The sequence below is a fragment of the Clostridium massiliamazoniense genome (assembly GCF_001403635.1).
GTDB classification, from domain to species: domain Bacteria; phylum Bacillota; class Clostridia; order Clostridiales; family Clostridiaceae; genus Sarcina; species Sarcina massiliamazoniense.
Genome location: NZ_LN879468.1, coordinates 881,369 through 898,432, shown reverse-complemented (window position 1 = coordinate 898,432; position 17,064 = coordinate 881,369). Strand labels below are relative to the sequence as shown.

Sequence of the window (17,064 nt, the reverse complement as noted above, 5' to 3'; positions counted from 1 at the left end):
TTTGGAGGAGTTAAATGAACGGAGTAACATTTGACTATATGGAAGAATATTTAAGATCCTTAATCCCAGTGAAAACTGGGATTTTTAAGGAACTTGAAGAGTTCGCCCATGAAAATCAAGTACCAATAATTCAACCAGAAGGTGCTAAATTTTTAGAACTTATGGTTTCTTTAAATAAACCTAAAAAAATATTAGAACTTGGTACAGCAATAGGTTATTCATCAATTCTTATGAACACAGCTACTGATGGAGAAGCTAGCATAAAAACCATAGAAAGAAGTGAAGAAATGGTAAAGCTAGCAAGAGCTAATATAAGTAAATATAACTTAAATCATAAGATTGAAGTCTTAGAGGGAGATTGTTTAGAAATATTAGAAGGTTTAGATGAAAAATTTGATTTAATTTTTATGGATGCAGGAAAAGGGCATTATAATCATTTTCTTCCACATTGCTTAAGATTATTAGAAGATAAAGGTGTAATAATTGCAGATAATGTCTTATTTAGAGGCATGGTGGCTTCTGATGATTTGGTAAAGAGAAGAAAAATCACTATCGTAAGAAGAATGAGATCATATTTAGAAATGGTTTCTAAAGATGATAGTTTAATAACAACAGTTATACCAATGGGAGATGGAATTGCTATAACAAAGAGGAGGTAATTATAATGAGAAAACCAGAAATCCTTGCGCCAGCTGGGACATTAGAAAAATTAAAAATTGCTGTAGATTTTGGAGCTGATGCAGTATATATAGGTGGGAGCAGATTAAATCTAAGAGCTTTTGCAGGTAACTTTACTAATGAAGAAATAGCAGAAGCAGTTAAATATTGTCATGATAGAGGAAGAAAAATTTATGTGACAATGAATGTATTTACTAGAAACCATGACTTAAAAGGTATGGGAGAATACATAAAGGGATTAGCTGACTTAGGTATAGATGCTATAATAGTTGCAGATCCATCAATTATAGCAACAGCAATGGAGGTAGCACCAGATCTTGAAATACATTTAAGTACTCAAGCAAATACAGTAAACTGGAAAGCTGCTGAATTCTGGCATAAATTAGGAGTTAAGAGAATAGTTCTTGCTAGAGAAATGACATTTAATGAAATTCATGGATTTAGTGCAAACTTACCTGAAGAGTGTGACCTTGAAGCATTTATACATGGTTCAATGTGTATAGCTTATTCAGGAAGATGCTTAATATCTAACTATATGTTAGGTAGAGATGCTAACAAGGGAACTTGTTCAAATGCTTGTAGATATAAATATTACTTAGTGGAAGAAACAAGACCTGATCAATATTATCCTGTAATAGAGGATGATAAAGGGACTTACATAATGAACTCAAAAGATTTATGTATGATAAAACATATTCCAGAACTTGTTAAGAGCGGAATATATTCATTTAAAATTGAAGGAAGAATGAAAAGTGAATTCTATGTTGCTTCAGTTGTTAAAGCATATAGAGAAGCTCTAGATAGTTATTGGGAAGATCCTGAAAACTTTGAATTTAAAGAAGAATGGATGGATATTCTTTTAAAAGTAAGTCATAGACCTTATCATACAGGATTCTACTTCGGTAAGAGTGGAGAACAAAACTATGATGAATCTTCATATATAAGAGATTATGACATAGTTGGTATGGTTAAAGAATATGATGAAGAAACTAAAACTGCAACTATATTACAAAAGAATAGAGTATTTGAAGGTGATGTAGTGGAAGTATTAAGAGCAGATTGCTCTTACTTTGCAGTAGAATTAAAAGATATGTATGATGTTGAAAAAGATGTAAAGACGAATGTTGCCAATAGAGCTCAAATGATATTTAAAGTTAAAGTTGATACACCATTAAAAGTAAATGATATGCTTGTCAAAGGAAAGAAAACTTTAGAATTAGGCGACAAATAAGGAGGAAATCGCATGAAAAGGCCAATACTAATAGGAATAACTGGTGGAACTGGTTCAGGTAAGAGCACAATAGCTAAGGAGATATATGCACAATTTACAGAAGAGTGTATAGCTATGATAGAACAAGATTCTTACTATAAAGACCAAAGTCATCTATCAATGGAAGATAGAGGAAAAACAAATTATGATCATCCAAATGCATTTGATAGTGATCTTCTATTACAACATTTAGGTGAATTATTAGAAGGTAAGGCTATAAAAAAACCAATATATGATTTTTCTATTCATAATAGAGTGGAAGATGTTGTTGAGGTAGAGCCAAAGGAAATAATAATTGTAGAAGGAATATTAGTATTAGAAGATGTTAGAATAAGAGATTTATTAGATATAAAAATTTATGTAGACACAGATGCTGATGTTAGAATTATCAGAAGAATGGTAAGAGACATAAATGAAAGAGGAAGAACATTAGAATCAGTTATAAATCAATATCTAAGTGTTGTTAAGCCTATGCATAACCAATTTATAGAGCCAACTAAAAAGTATGCAGATATAATCATACCAGAAGGTGGTCGTAATAAAGTAGCTATAGATATATTAGTAGCTAAAATAAAAGAAATATTAAGTAAATAATGTATAAAACATTCCCAAACTGGCTAGTATTTAGCTAGTAGGGGGTGTTTTTTTGTTTAATAGAAGATATATATTAGAAAAAAGAATAAAAATATTATCATTAATTTTTATGTGCCTTTTATTTTTTTTAATAATAAGGGTTGCTTACATAGAAAATAAGTTCAATCCTATTGTAACAGGAACAGAACTTAATAATAGTATAAATAAAGAAAAAATAAGTAACTATAACTATCTATTATTAGATAGGAATGGAAAAGATTTAAATAATTATAATAGAAAATATAAGGTTTTTATAAATGGAAAAACCTTTGCCATGAATGCAAGAAATCAAAATTTAGATGAACTCATGACATTTAACTATATATTATTAGAAGAAGTAAAAGACTTTTCTATGAATGATATAGTACAAAAAAAATATAATGTAACTTATGAAATAAGCGAGTATGCTTTTGATCAAATAAAAGATATGAATGGTCTAAAAGGAATTTATGTTTATGAATATGATGAAATAGAAGAAAAAAATAATAGAAGTATAGAAAAAACTATTATGGAAACCACAGGATTTAATATTAAGAATAAAACTGATAATTATAAAAAGGCTGAGAATTCCTTAGAAATGAAAATAAATAATTATGTAAAAAATAATTTAAACCATAAAGAAGTTTTTGAAAAAGATCTAACAGGGATATATGAAAATAATAATTATGAATTAAATAAAGATAATAACAACATTAGACTTACTTTAGATAAAGATTATCAAAGTATTGTAAGAGAAGTTTTATCTAGAGAAGAATATAAGGATTTTTCTAATATTGGAGTTGCCATAACAGATGGTCAAACAGGAGAGATTTTAGCTATGGCTCAAAAAAATGAAAATGAGCCTAATTTAATTAGTGGTGCAGGGGGAATACTAGGCTATGAACCAGGTTCAACTTTTAAAATATTAACATTAGAAGCGGCTAAGAAGTATTTAAACACATCTTTATCTGATGAATATGTTTGTCAGGGACATATATGTAAAAAAGAAAAAATACATGGTAAAATATCTGTGGAAAAAGCTATGGAAGTATCTTGTAACGATGTTTTTTCTATATTAGGAAATAAAATAGGGAAAGAAAGATTAATTGACTTTGCTAAAGAGCAAGGATATTTTGAAAAAGTTTTAGACTTAGATAGCAGTACAGGGATGGAAGCTAAGGGAGCGTTACCTGGCGAAGGATCAACAGCAGGAATTACCGCTATTGGTCAAACTATATTAGCAACTCCTATACAAGTTTTAGGAACATTATCAGCAGTAGTGAATAATGGAGTTTATCAAAAACCATATATTCTTTCTAGTATAGAAAATCAAAATGGTGAAGTAGTAGAAAATTTTAAAGCAGAGGAAAAGACAGTTATATCTGAAAAAGATGCACTAGTAATGAAAAATTTATTGATAAAAGCCACTAATGATGGTTCTGGTATCAATGCAAAAATAGAAGGAGTAGAAGTTGGTGGAAAAACAGGAACTGCAGAGGCTAATGGAAAATCTCACGGATGGTTTTTAGGTTTTTTTAAGAATAATAATAAGTATTATAATATGGTTGTATTTTTGCCACATATGCCAGATAAGGATAGTAAAGGCTTTAGTACAGGAGGAGGAAATAGTGCAGCTCCTATATTTAAAGAAATAGCTTTAGAACTTATAAAAAATAAATAAAATAGGAAATTTTAAAATTTTAAATCATATTATATTAATAAGCACTGTTAGGAGGAACATTCTATGTTCATATTACAGAGTATTATTAATGTAATAAGTAATAATATATTCTTAACTGGATATATTACGGGAAATACAACATTTCCTAAACCTTTAGATGAGAAGGAAGAAGAATATTATTTGAAGAGGTTCAAAGAGGGGGACTTAGAAGCAAAAAGTATATTAATAGAAAGGAACCTAAGATTAGTAGCACATATTGTAAAGAAGTATTCTTTTCCTAATAAAGAGGTGGATGATTTAATATCCATAGGCACAGTAGGCCTTATAAAAGCTATAGATTCTTTTAATTTGGGAAAAGGAACTAGACTTGCTACTTATGCAGCAAGATGCATTGAAAATGAAATACTTATGCTTTTTAGAAATAACAAGAAAATAAAAGGTGAGGTTTATCTTCAAGATCCTATAGGGGTGGATAAAGAAGGAAATGAAATATGTCTTATTGATGTATTGAGTAGTGAAGAGGATTCAGTGGTAGAAGAAGTAGAGAATAATTTACAAGTGAAAGCATTGTATTCAAAGATGAATAATGCACTTACAAAGAGAGAAAAGGAAATTTTAGAAATGAGGTATGGTCTTGTAGATGGTGAAGTAAAAACTCAAAGGGAAATAGCTTTAATTCTTGGTATTTCAAGGTCATATGTTTCTAGAATAGAAAAAAAAGCTTTAAAAAAATTATTTAAAGAATTTAATTTAAAAAAGTAGAAAATATTATTTTTAATTTTAAAAAAAAATAATAGAATTTTAGTTTGAAACTTATTTTGGATGAAGTATAATAAATTAAAATTTTAACAAGAAAATAAATTATTCAGTATATTGCTTATTCTATGTTTTATTAGAATAAGCAAATTTTTTAGACTTACATTATTTGAGGATATATTAACATATAAAATAAATAAAGCTTGGCGTGGATAAAGATAAGCCTAGGAATCCTAGGCTTTTACTGATTACAGCTTCACGTTTCTAGATAACTGCGATTAAGTATTCAGATAGAGTCAAAACTCCATCTGAATTAAGTCTGCGTTTATTATTTAGTATGTCTATGTACCCAGTTTACATCATGTCCATAACCTCTATATAGTGATATTATACCACCTACAAATAATAATATAGCAGGTATTAAGTACAATGCTGAGGATAAAATAAATCCTAAAATAGCAGCTATAATCATACAAGTAGCAGCCCATCTACTATGTGTTCGAACTAATGAAGCTCCAAGAATACCTATAATAGAAATTATAAATAAAGCGATATGATTACTATATATATAATAAGGATATAAGATAAGATTCCATGCTGCATTGTAGAATGCACTCCATATTGATGCAATTATTCCTAAAATACCACCAGCCATACCTAAGTATAGTTCTGTTCTTCTACTCATTGATATTTTCCTCCTTTTTATTGTTATATAAATAACTTTACACTTATTAGTGTATCTATGTTATAAATTATTATTCATTTTAAATTAAGAAAATAATTTTTATTTCAGTAATGGTTGGTTAGAAATAATTATAGAGATTTATTTAATTTTTATATTTTTAAGTAGAAATTTATATATACTTATATTAAGGAAGAAAATTTATGTTCATAAATAAAAGCCTAGAAAACTAGGCTTTTATTTAGAAGTTTATATTTGCTGTTTCACCATCTAAATTAACAACTATTGTACCATGATTAATAGGTTTAGCAGTTTCAAATACTAGGAATCCACTATAAGGTGTATTGGGACTTAATGTACTAAAAGCACTATAAGCAGTTGATAATGAGTTATTATCATTATTTACAGTAAAAGCTGAAATTGTAGCACTGGTATTAATATTGTAGTTAGTATTATCAGAAGATAATGTAAATACATGTTGGTATCCTAAATTAATAGAACTTATAGGAGAGTTACTATTATTTTTTAAAGTTACTGTAAAAATAGCAAAATTATTTTGAGTACTAGATATATTACTACCATAATTATCATCTATACTTTTTTTATTTTGAAGATTACTTACAGTTACATCGTAATTTCCCATTTTTATAGTTTCCCCTAATTTAAAACTTTTTGTTGTAGTAGTGGAAGATAAATTGGAAACCTGAGATGGTGTAGAATTATTAGAGGGAGATTGTGTTTTAACTACTGAAGGATTTTCATTGTTACCACCAGCAATAGTAACAATAATAAATAGTAGAATTATAATACCTATAAAGCCTAAACATCCTATTTTAAATTTACTTTTTTTCTTTGGTTCTTCCATATTAAATTTTCCTCCATTTTATAATGTGTATTTAAGTTTTACTTGTTTAATATTAACATAGAGATAGTATCTGTCAAAATTATGCTATTAACGATAAGTTAATTTATAAGTATTAAATATAACGGATTATTAATATAGAGTGAAAAATAAAATTTTTATATCATAATTGTATAATATAGAGTAATTTATTCGAAAAAATAGGATAAAAATCTAAAAGTTGTATAAATAAAGAAATATTTAGAAGCGAAGTGTTTAGGTGCTAATTAAAAATTAAAACTTAAAGTTTATTATACATGGAAAAAATTAAAAAATTTTAATTTGAAGAAGTAGTAAATATTGCTTTAAATCCTTTAAAAACTCTAGCAATTAGTAAAGTTTTAGTTTATAATTTATTTTAGGTAAATCATAGTAAGCTAAAATTTTAACATGTAAATAATTTATTTCAGTATATTGCTTATTCTATGGTTTATTAGAATAAGCAAATTTTTTTGTTTATTTTACTATTAAGAAATAGATCCTAATGGAGGGGAGCATGTTTAATTTAAATGAATTACTAAAAGTAACAGTAGAAGAAAAAGCATCAGATTTGCATTTAACAGTTGGTGTGCCACCAGTAATAAGAATAAACGGTACATTACACAAATTAGGTGAAGACTCACTGACTCCATCAGATACAGAAGAGTTTGCCAAACAAATTTTAGGTGAATTTTATGATGAGTATAGAAGATCAGGAGAATTTGATACTTCTTATTCAGCAAAAGGTGTAGGAAGATTTAGGGTTAATGTTTTTAAACAAAGAAATAGTACAGCATTAGCAATAAGGGTGATTACACTTAAAATACCTACATTAGAGGAATTAAAGCATCCTGAAATATTAAGAGAGTTAACTAAGAAAAAAAGAGGTTTGGTACTTGTAACAGGTCCAACAGGAAGTGGAAAAAGTACTACTCTTGCTGCAATGATAAATGAAATAAATAATACAAGAGATGCTCATATAATAACATTAGAAGATCCAATAGAGTATTTACATAAACATAATAAATGTGTTGTAAATCAAAGAGAAGTTGGCAAAGATACAGTGAGCTATGCAAGAGCTCTTAAATCAGTTTTAAGAGAAGATCCAGATGTAATCCTAGTAGGGGAAATGAGAGACTTAGAGACTATATCAATTGCTATTACAGCAGCAGAAACAGGCCACTTAGTATTTTCAACACTTCATACAATTGGTGCTTCTAAAACTATAGATAGAATAATAGATGTTTTCCCACCACATCAACAACAACAAATAAAGATACAGTTATCAACTGTATTACAAGGCATTATTTCTCAACAATTAATGCCAACAACAAGTGGTGGTAGAGTTGCTGCATTAGAAATAATGGTTTCAACTCCAGCTATTCAAAATCTTGTGAGGGAAGGGAAAACACATCAAATAGAATCAGCTGTACAAACTGGAAGTAAATATGGAATGAAGACCATGGATATGGCTTTAGCTGAGTTATATAAAAAGAAAATTATAACATCAGAAACAGCATTAGGTTTTTCAGTTGATAGAGAGATGTTAAGTAGAATGATACTTTATTAAAATTTTAGCTGGCTGAAGTATTTTAGTCAGCTAAAGTTATTTTAATAAAATAAAAACTCTTTTTATTTAGTAGTACTTATTAATAAGAATTTTTTTTATAAATCTTATGTAGATTTAATCTAAAGGTTAAGTCAATTATTATTCGGAATTGGGAGGTAACAAAGAGTGAATGAGAAAATAGTTGCCTTAAGTATAGGGAATAAATATTTAACAGCTACTATGTCTAAAAATGAATTTGGAGAAAATAAAATAATAGCTTCAGCTATTGTAGAGTCTAAAGGAGTAAAAAGAGGGAAAATAGAAGACCTAGAATTACTTGTAAACTCTATAGGGGAAGTTATAGAAAAGTTAAAAAAAGCTACTAAAGAGAAAATATCAGACTTATATATTGCATTATCAACAGAAGATATACGAATTGTGGAAAGTAAAGGTAGTTATACTTTAGATAAAAACAGAAGTATTGAAAAAGAGCAAATTGAAAAAGCTTATTTAAATGGGAAATCTACTGAGCTTAAAGAAGATGAGTGCATTGCAGATGCAATAATTAAGAGTTTTTACACTACAGAAAGTGGCTACATAGAAAATCCATTAGGAATGAAATCTAAATTACTAGAAGTTGAATTAAATTTAATTGTATGTAAAAAAGATTTTATTGCAGATATAAAAAAGGCCATTATGAGTTTAGGGATTAATGTTAATGGCTTTATACTAGCTATAGATGCTTTAAATAAGTATTTATTAATGGAAGATGAAATAAAAGAACAAAATAATGTAATAATAAACTTTGGAGCTGAAAAGGTTGAAGTTGGAATGTTCTTTAAAAATAAAATAAAGAAAATATCTACTGTACCACTAGGGGCTAGGGATATAACGAAAGATATAGCTATAGTAACTAAAATAAAAGAAGATAAAGCAGAAGCAATAAAAGTAGAAAATAGTGTGAATTTCATTACAATCAGAAATAATTTTGGGAAGATAGAGATTGAAAATGAAAAGATAGAAGCTACTTTATTATATGAAGTAATAAACGCAAGGTTAGAGGAAATTACAAGTTACATAAAAAAAACTATAGAAACATCTGTGGATTATGATAGAATAGATAATGTAATTATTGTAGGAGAAGGAATAGTTAATTTTGAAAATATAAAAGCCTTTTTAGAAGGAGTTTTTAATAAAAACATAGTTATTTTTACGAAAGAAGAACTAAATCTTGAAATTTATTCAACAATTATGTCAAATGCTATTGTTAAAGAGGTATATGATAGGTTAAAATTATTATATAAAAAAGATGTATTTTCAATTGTAACATACAATAAAGCAAAAGAAATAGTTTCTAAAAATACAATATTTAAAGATAAAGATTCAAAGGAAAACAAAGGAAAGTTATCAAAAGTATTAGGTTTTTTAGGTGATATATTCTAGAAGGAGGAGTTATTTTGTTAGATTTTGATGTAGATATGCAAGATTTTACTAATATAAAAGTAATAGGATGTGGTGGCGGAGGAAGTAACGCTGTCAATAGAATGATAATGGAAGGTCTTAAAGATGTTGAGTTTATTGCAATCAATACTGATAAACAAGCTTTAATGCTTTCACATGCAACTCATAAAATTCAAATAGGTGATAAATTAACTAAAGGTCTTGGAGCTGGAGCAGATCCTGAAATAGGAAAAAAAGCAGCAGAAGAAAGTTTAGATGAAATAACAGAAGCAATAAAAGGTGCAGATATGGTATTCATTACTGCTGGTATGGGCGGCGGAACTGGTACTGGAGCAGCTCCTGTTGTTTCAGAAATTGCAAAATCAATGGGGATATTAACAGTTGGTATAGTTACAAAACCTTTCCCATTTGAAGGTAGAAGAAGAATGAAACACGCAGAAATGGGTATAGAAAACCTTAAAGCAAAAGTTGATACTTTAGTTACTATTCCAAATGAAAGACTTCTTAATATGGTTGATAAAAAGACAACTTTATTAGATTCATTTAAAAAGGCTGATGATGTATTAAGACAAGGTGTACAAGGTATATCTGACCTTATTACAAACCCTGGTTTAATAAACTTAGACTTTGCGGATGTTAGATCAGTAATGGTAGATAAAGGTCTTGCACATATGGGAATTGGTACAGGATCAGGAGATTCAAGAGCAAAGGATGCAGCAGAAGAAGCTATTTGTTCACCATTACTTGAAACTTCAATAACAGGAGCTACAGGGGTTCTTATAAACATAACAGGAGGAGCAGATTTAAGTTTATTTGAAATAAATGAAGCTTCAGAAATCGTTCAAGAATCAGCAGATCCAGATGCGAACATAATATTTGGTACTGCTATTGATGAATCATTAAAGGATCAAATAAGAATTACTGTTATAGCTACAGGCTTTGATAGAGAAACTCAAAATAAAATGATGAGTATTAAAGAAGAAAAAGTTGAAGTTAAGAAAGAAGTAGCAGCTACACTAGAAGTTGAAGAGAAGAAAAAAGAAGAAATCTACGAAGATGATTTAAGTATTCCAGCATTCTTAAGAAGAACTAGAAGATAAGCTGAGACTTAATTTAGATAGAGTTTTATTCTAGTTAAATTTTAGTGGAAGCATCTAGGAATATGTGTCTGTTTATTTCAAACTTATAGAAGCTTGGAATATTACAGGCACTAGTTATCAGATAAAAATGAAAAAAAAGAGTATGTATCTAAGGGGTAAGATACATGCTCTTTTTTTATTTTAAATATATATTCTATAAATTTAATATTTAGAAATAAAAAATTATTTTATTATTCAGCAAATAATTTTAATAATTTTTTTTTGTTGTATTTTTTATTTTAATAAAAGAAAAAAATAAAAGTTTTTTTGATATATAAATAAAAAATAGGAAGAAAAAAATAGGAAAAAAATTGAAATCAAGATGTATATTGCGACAAATTTTTGTAATTATAAGATTTATAATAATAAAAGAAGGAGGAGAATGATGGTAGTATATTTAGATGTTTTAATATTAGAAAATTTTCTAATAAATTTATTTCTTGTAGTTATAACTATGCAATTATGTAGAAGAAATATTAATTATAAAAGTATAATTATAGCAAGTTTTTTGGGTACTATTTATACATTAACTATGGTTATAGATAGTATAAAAGTATTTTCTTATTTCCCATTTAAAATACTATTTTCTCTTCTGATGATTAAAATAGCATTAGGAAAAATTAATATTTTAACTTTAATAAAAACTACTTTAGTATTTATTGGGAGTACAATTGGATTTTCTGGTGTTTGTTTATTTTTATCTTTGATGGATAATTCCTATGATATATCGAAAGGTATAGTAATTAATAGCTATTCCATGAAAGCTTTAATCTTTTCTATAATAGTTTTTTATTTAATAGCCTATAGAATATATTGTTACTTCAAGGAAAGAGCAATTATAAATAATTTTTTATTTGATATTGAATTTACTTTAGACAATAAAGTAGTACAAACTAAAGCTTTTTTAGATACAGGTAATGAACTTATAGAACCAGTTACATCCTTGCCTGTAATTATATTAGAAAAGAAAGAAGTTAATTACTATAAATTAGAAGACTCCAAATGTTTTCATATTCCTTATAAGGGAGTTGGAGGAGCAAGTGAAAAAATGAAAGCTATAAAAGTGAAGGATGTAAAATTAAAAAATAAAGATGGCGTAGAATTTTTTAGAACAGCAATGGTAGGATTTTGTGATACAAAGCTCAGTGAAACTGATGAATATAATGCACTTTTACCAAGGGCAATAATATAAAAGGGGGTAAAGAAATGGAGAAAATTCAGATTCTTATTAATAAAATTTTGACTAAGTTCAAGATATTTGTTAAAAAGGTATACTATGTTGGAGGAAATGATGTTTTACCACCACCTCTTACAAAGGAAGAGGAAGAAAAGTTAGTTACGAATTTAGCTGAAGGTGAAGAAAGCATAAGAACTATATTGATAGAACGAAATTTAAGGTTAGTTGTATATATAGCTAGAAAGTTTGAAAATACAGGAGTTGGAGTAGAAGATTTAATTTCAGTAGGAACAATAGGATTAATAAAAGCTGTAAATACTTTTAAACCAGATAAAAAAATAAAATTAGCAACCTATGCATCAAGATGTATAGAAAATGAAATTTTAATGTACTTGAGAAGAAATAATAAAGTTAAAGCAGAAATATCTTTTTATGAACCTTTAAATATAGATTGGGATGGAAATGAACTTTTATTATCAGATATATTGGGGACAGACAATGATATTGTTTATAATTTAATAGAAGATGAAGTTGATAAAGAATTACTATTTACAGCTATGGATAATTTATCAGGAAGAGAAAAAGAAATAGTAAAATTAAGGTTTGGCTTATTTGGAACTAAAGAAAAAACTCAAAAAGAAGTTGCAGATATGTTAGGGATCTCACAGTCGTATATATCAAGGCTTGAGAAGAAAATAATAAAAAGATTGAAAAAGGAAATAAATAAAATGGTATAAAATTTAAACCTCTAGGAAATAATTAAAATGCACGAGGTTAATTACTTCAAAGGGGTTGATTTTAAACTATGATGATAAATAAAGTAGAAATATGTGGTGTTAATACATCAAAATTACCCGTATTAAAAGAAAAAGAAATGAAAGAACTCCTTCTTAGAATGAGTAAAGGAGATTATGAGTGTAGAGAGCATTTTATAAAAGGAAATTTAAGATTAGTATTAAGTGTAATTCAAAGATTTAATAATAGAGGAGAAAATGTAGATGACCTATTTCAAGTTGGATGCATTGGACTTATGAAAGCAATTGATAACTTTGATTTAAGTCAGAATGTCAAGTTCTCCACTTATGCTGTTCCTATGATAATAGGTGAAATAAGAAGATACTTAAGGGATAACAATTCTATAAGAGTTAGTAGATCTTTAAGAGATATTGCTTACAAAGCTTTATTGGTTAGAGATAAACTAATAAATGATAATAATAAAGAACCTACAGTATCTCAAATAGCAAAGGAATTAAATATACCAAGAGAAGAGGTTGTATTTGCATTAGATGCAATACAAGACCCCGTTTCTTTATTTGAGCCTATATATCATGATGGTGGAGATGCTATTTATGTAATGGATCAAATAAGTGATTCAAAAAATCAAGATTCAAATTGGTTAGAAAATATATCAATTAAAGAAGCAATGAAAAAATTAAATGATAGAGAGAAATTAATATTAACTCTTAGATTTTTTAATGGAAAAACACAAATGGAAGTTGCTGATGAAATTGGTATATCTCAAGCTCAAGTTTCAAGATTAGAAAAAATGGCATTAAAACACATGAGAAAATATGTTTAAATTATTGGAATAATTTAATCTAATATAGAATAACATAATATTAAAAGAAATTATGTTTGTTCTATATTAGATTATTTTTATGAAGAGGTGAAAAATAGTGGAGAATTCTATGGTTGAAGAGAGATTATTTTCTTTAAGAGAATTAAGGAACTTAGAGGTTATTGATATAAATGAGGGAAGAAAATTAGGCTTTATTGTAGATGTAAAAGTTGATTGTGATAAATATAAAGTAGAATCTTTATTGCTTCCAGTAAGTAAAGATTCATGGTTTTCTAAGCAAGAATTTATAGAAATAGAATGGGAGAATGTAAAAAAAATTGGGATGGACTGTATATTAGTAGATTTAAAGGAAAAAATATTAAGAGAAATATAGAAATTCTCACAAAAAGACTGTATAATATATTTACATCTAAAGGAAGAAAGGTGTGAATAAAATGAGATGTCCTTATTGTTTTTATGAAGAAAGTAAAGTGGTAGATTCTAGAGCTTCAGATGATTCTACATCTATTAGAAGAAGAAGAGAATGTTTAAGTTGCGGAAAGAGATATACTACATATGAGAAAATTGAAGATATTCCAATTCTTGTAGTGAAAAAAGATTCTACTAGAGAGAATTTTAATAAAGACAAGATAATAACAGGGCTAATTAAAGCATGCCAAAAAAGACCAGTTTCTAGAAAGCAAATTGAAGAGATAGCTGACTACATAGAGAAAAAAATCAGCAATAAAATGATTGGCGAAATAAAATCTGATTATATAGGTGAGCTTATAATGGATAAGCTTAAAGAGATAGATGAAGTATCATATGTAAGGTTTGCTTCTGTATATAGACAATTTACTGATATAAACACTTTTATGGAAGAAATAAAAAACTTAATGGAAGAATAATAGATTAAGATAATCATTTTTAGTAAGTGATTATCTTTTTTTATTTTATAAAATAATTTTTAAAAAATACTATGCTTTAGAGTTATGAATAAGAGTACTTTATTTATATTTTATTTAATAAAAAAATAAATATTTTTACTTAATATAGACTATGTTAAAATTAAAAGTAAATAATATACAAGTTATAGATGGGAGATTTATATGGAAAAGTTTGAAATAATAAAATTAGATAATATGGAATTTATTAAATTTGTTGATGGAAAGGTAAATATATTATTTTCTACAGCTGAAAAGAATGTATCTTATAAAATAAATACAGAAGAAGGAACAAAAAATTTAAGTAGGTTAAAAGATTTATTCTCTGTAAATGAAGTTAAATATACAAATCAAATACACAGTTCAATAATTTTTGAGACAAGTGATGAAAAAGACTTATTAAAAGAAAGTGGAGATGCCATAATATCAAATAAAAATAGTGAAATAGTAGGAGTTTTTACAGCTGATTGTGTTCCTGTTATATTATATGATCCAGATAAGAATATAATTTCAGCAATACATAGCGGCTGGAAAGGAACTATTGGAGATATATCAAGAAAAACAGCAGAAATAATGAAAAATAAGTATGGTGCAATGAATATTAAGGGATTAATAGGACCTCATATTGGTAGCTGTTGTTATGAGGTTAGTGAAGAATTGGCAGAAAAATTTTCCAAAAAATATGGACAGGAAGTAAGAGATAATAGAATATTAAGTTTAGAATATGCTATTAGAAAGCAATTAGAAGGGATTATTGACAATGAAAATATAAAATCTTTAAATATTTGTACTAACTGCAATAAAGAATATAAAATGCATAGTTATAGAAGAGACTCAGAAAATGCAGGAAGATTATTTTCATTTGCTTACATTAAAGAAAATTAATGCTCTAAATTTTAGTTAATGAGGATTCGGGGGATATGAAAAAAAAGATAATAACATCTACAATTTTAGTTATAATGTTTACTTTAGGGGTAATTACAAGCTTTTTTTTACTTATATCAAATTATAATGATGCAGAATATTCAAAGAATATATTAAAGGAATATAGTGAAACAACTACTTACTTTTTAAATTCTAATTATGGAAATAGAGAAAAGTGCCTTGATGAAATTAATAAAATTTCTTTAAGTAGTGAAGGTAAAAAAATTAGAATAATTTATGCAAATAATAATGGAAAAATACTATATGATTCTTCTGACAAGAAAGATGAAGGTAGTGAATTTTCAATTATAAAAAGTGAATTAATTGAAAAAAATAAATATTTTCATGAAGAAAAACTTCAAAATGGTGATTTGATACTTTTTACTGCCATTGGAGATAATTCTAAACTTATATACGATAAAGATATGAAATATTATCTATATGCTCTTATTATTACTTTGACAATAGGAATAATAATAACTAGTAGAGTTATGAATACTATTATTGAACCTATAGAGGAATTACAATTAGTAGCAGCAAGAATGTCGAGAGGAGATTTTCATAAGAGGGTTAAAATAAAAACTAATGATGAATTAGGAAGTCTTAGTGCATCATTTAATAATATGGCAGATAAATTAGAAGAAACTATGGGGGAACTTTTAAGTAAGCAATTAAGATTAACTTCCATTTTAAAAAGTATAGGTAGTGGAATAATAGCTCTTGATAAAAATGAAAATATTATTTTAATAAATCCATGTGCAATAGAAATATTCAAAATTAAAGATAATAATCTTATTGGAAAAAATATAAAAGATGTAATAGAGGAAGAAAAAATATTAGAGGCTATAAAAAATAATATAGAGAAGTCAGATTTTAAAATAACAAAACCAACAGAAAGATATGTTAAAGTAAAGGTAGATAGAATATTAGAAGGTGTTAATGGTGGAGGGTGTGTAATTTCTATAGAGGATATTACAGATTATAAAATGTTAGAAAATATGAGAAGAGATTTTGTTGCTAATGTATCTCATGAACTTAAGACTCCAATAACATCCATAAAAGGATTTGCAGAAACTTTAAAATATGTTGATGATGAAGAAACTAGAGGGAAGTTTTTAGGTATAATAGAAGAGGAATCTGATAGATTAACAAGACTCATAGAAGATATATTATCTTTATATGAAATTGAAAGAAAAGATAATAATATAATAAAAGAAGTATTTAGTCCTAAAGATATTTTAGATAAGATTAATTTAATAGTGGAAGGTAATGCTAAAAAGAGGAACATAGGTATTATTTTAAAAAATGAAAGTAATAATTTCTTATATGGCAGTGAAGATAGATTTAAGCAAATGATCTTAAATATTGTGGATAATGCTATAAAATATGCAGGAGATAATACGTTAATATGGATAAAATCTAGAGATATTGGCAATAAGATTATTATAGACATTGAGGATAATGGAGTGGGAATGGCACAGGAACATGTCAATAGAATTTTTGAAAGATTCTATAGAGTAGATAAAGCTAGATCAAGAAACAATGGAGGTACTGGTTTAGGGCTAGCTATAGTAAAGCATATAGTAAATAATTTTGAAGGAACTATATCAGTATGGAGTGAAGTTTCTAAGGGAACAAAATTTACTATAGAATTGCCTATTTGTGAAGAAAGTGTGAAAGTAAAATTCCTTGAAAAGGACTTAGAGAAGATTCAATGAGTTGACTGTATTCTATAATTAATGTAATATAACAT

At 27.0% G+C, this 17,064-nt stretch carries 17 protein-coding genes; 15 read left to right on the top strand and 2 right to left on the bottom strand.

Going from position 1 to position 17,064, the window contains the following annotated elements; all coding sequences use genetic code 11:
- Positions 1-14: 14 nt before the first annotated feature.
- The 5 genes from ARA19_RS11135 (at position 15) to sigK (ending at position 5,003) form a co-directional block, all read left to right on the top strand.
- Positions 15-659 carry an O-methyltransferase gene (locus ARA19_RS11135; RefSeq protein ID WP_055071041.1) on the top strand — a complete coding sequence of 215 codons (645 nt, stop codon included), beginning with the start codon at positions 15-17 and terminating at the stop codon, positions 657-659.
- Between the two features lie 5 nt (positions 660-664).
- On the top strand, positions 665-1,909 hold the full coding sequence (locus tag ARA19_RS11130; RefSeq protein WP_055071040.1) for a peptidase U32 family protein: 1,245 nt from the start codon (positions 665-667) through the stop codon (positions 1,907-1,909).
- Between the two features lie 12 nt (positions 1,910-1,921).
- Positions 1,922-2,542 (top strand): uridine kinase, encoded by a 621-nt coding sequence (gene udk, locus ARA19_RS11125; RefSeq protein WP_055071039.1) that lies wholly within the window; start codon positions 1,922-1,924, stop codon positions 2,540-2,542.
- Positions 2,543-2,594: 52 nt separating this feature from the next.
- The gene (locus ARA19_RS11120) at positions 2,595-4,241 is read left to right on the top strand and encodes a penicillin-binding transpeptidase domain-containing protein (protein ID WP_055071038.1); all 1,647 of its coding nucleotides are present in this window, start codon (positions 2,595-2,597) and stop codon (positions 4,239-4,241) included.
- Positions 4,242-4,304: 63 nt separating this feature from the next.
- On the top strand, positions 4,305-5,003 hold the full coding sequence (sigK, locus tag ARA19_RS11115; RefSeq protein WP_055071037.1) for an RNA polymerase sporulation sigma factor SigK: 699 nt from the start codon (positions 4,305-4,307) through the stop codon (positions 5,001-5,003).
- 322 nt (positions 5,004-5,325) lie between these two features.
- Here sigK and ARA19_RS11110 read toward each other — a convergent pair whose 3' ends face one another.
- Both ARA19_RS11110 and ARA19_RS11105 read right to left on the bottom strand, forming a co-directional pair.
- Entirely contained in the window at positions 5,326-5,682 is a 357-nt protein-coding gene (locus tag ARA19_RS11110; protein WP_055071036.1) for a hypothetical protein, read from the bottom strand.
- 238 nt (positions 5,683-5,920) lie between these two features.
- A complete protein-coding gene (locus tag ARA19_RS11105) occupies positions 5,921-6,544 on the bottom strand; it encodes a DUF4352 domain-containing protein (protein WP_055071035.1) in 624 nt (207 codons plus the stop codon).
- A gap of 532 nt (positions 6,545-7,076) precedes the next feature.
- Between ARA19_RS11105 and ARA19_RS11100 the strand changes: the two genes are divergently transcribed.
- From ARA19_RS11100 to ARA19_RS11055, 10 genes are all read left to right on the top strand, one after another.
- Complete coding sequence (locus tag ARA19_RS11100) at positions 7,077-8,129, top strand: type IV pilus twitching motility protein PilT (protein ID WP_055071034.1); 1,053 nt, start codon at positions 7,077-7,079, stop codon at positions 8,127-8,129.
- Positions 8,130-8,294: 165 nt separating this feature from the next.
- Positions 8,295-9,551, top strand: coding sequence for a cell division FtsA domain-containing protein (locus tag ARA19_RS11095; RefSeq protein WP_055071033.1), 1,257 nt, complete (start codon positions 8,295-8,297; stop codon positions 9,549-9,551).
- 14 nt (positions 9,552-9,565) lie between these two features.
- The gene (gene ftsZ, locus ARA19_RS11090) at positions 9,566-10,669 is read left to right on the top strand and encodes a cell division protein FtsZ (RefSeq protein ID WP_055071032.1); all 1,104 of its coding nucleotides are present in this window, start codon (positions 9,566-9,568) and stop codon (positions 10,667-10,669) included.
- Between the two features lie 424 nt (positions 10,670-11,093).
- A complete protein-coding gene (gene spoIIGA / locus ARA19_RS11085) occupies positions 11,094-11,900 on the top strand; it encodes a sigma-E processing peptidase SpoIIGA (protein ID WP_055071031.1) in 807 nt (268 codons plus the stop codon).
- A 14-nt stretch (positions 11,901-11,914) separates the two neighbouring features.
- Positions 11,915-12,622 carry an RNA polymerase sporulation sigma factor SigE gene (gene sigE, locus ARA19_RS11080; protein WP_055071030.1) on the top strand — a complete coding sequence of 236 codons (708 nt, stop codon included), beginning with the start codon at positions 11,915-11,917 and terminating at the stop codon, positions 12,620-12,622.
- A gap of 68 nt (positions 12,623-12,690) precedes the next feature.
- The gene (gene sigG / locus ARA19_RS11075; RefSeq protein ID WP_055071029.1) at positions 12,691-13,464 is read left to right on the top strand and encodes an RNA polymerase sporulation sigma factor SigG; all 774 of its coding nucleotides are present in this window, start codon (positions 12,691-12,693) and stop codon (positions 13,462-13,464) included.
- A 97-nt stretch (positions 13,465-13,561) separates the two neighbouring features.
- Positions 13,562-13,837: a YlmC/YmxH family sporulation protein gene (locus tag ARA19_RS11070; RefSeq protein WP_423230607.1), complete on the top strand. Its 276-nt coding sequence runs from the start codon at positions 13,562-13,564 to the stop codon at positions 13,835-13,837.
- A 61-nt stretch (positions 13,838-13,898) separates the two neighbouring features.
- The gene (gene nrdR / locus ARA19_RS11065; protein WP_055072109.1) at positions 13,899-14,351 is read left to right on the top strand and encodes a transcriptional regulator NrdR; all 453 of its coding nucleotides are present in this window, start codon (positions 13,899-13,901) and stop codon (positions 14,349-14,351) included.
- Positions 14,352-14,552: 201 nt separating this feature from the next.
- On the top strand, positions 14,553-15,272 hold the full coding sequence (locus ARA19_RS11060; protein WP_055071028.1) for a purine nucleoside phosphorylase YfiH/LACC1 family protein: 720 nt from the start codon (positions 14,553-14,555) through the stop codon (positions 15,270-15,272).
- A gap of 35 nt (positions 15,273-15,307) precedes the next feature.
- Positions 15,308-17,029 carry a HAMP domain-containing sensor histidine kinase gene (locus ARA19_RS11055; RefSeq protein WP_055071027.1) on the top strand — a complete coding sequence of 574 codons (1,722 nt, stop codon included), beginning with the start codon at positions 15,308-15,310 and terminating at the stop codon, positions 17,027-17,029.
- Positions 17,030-17,064: the final 35 nt, after the last annotated feature.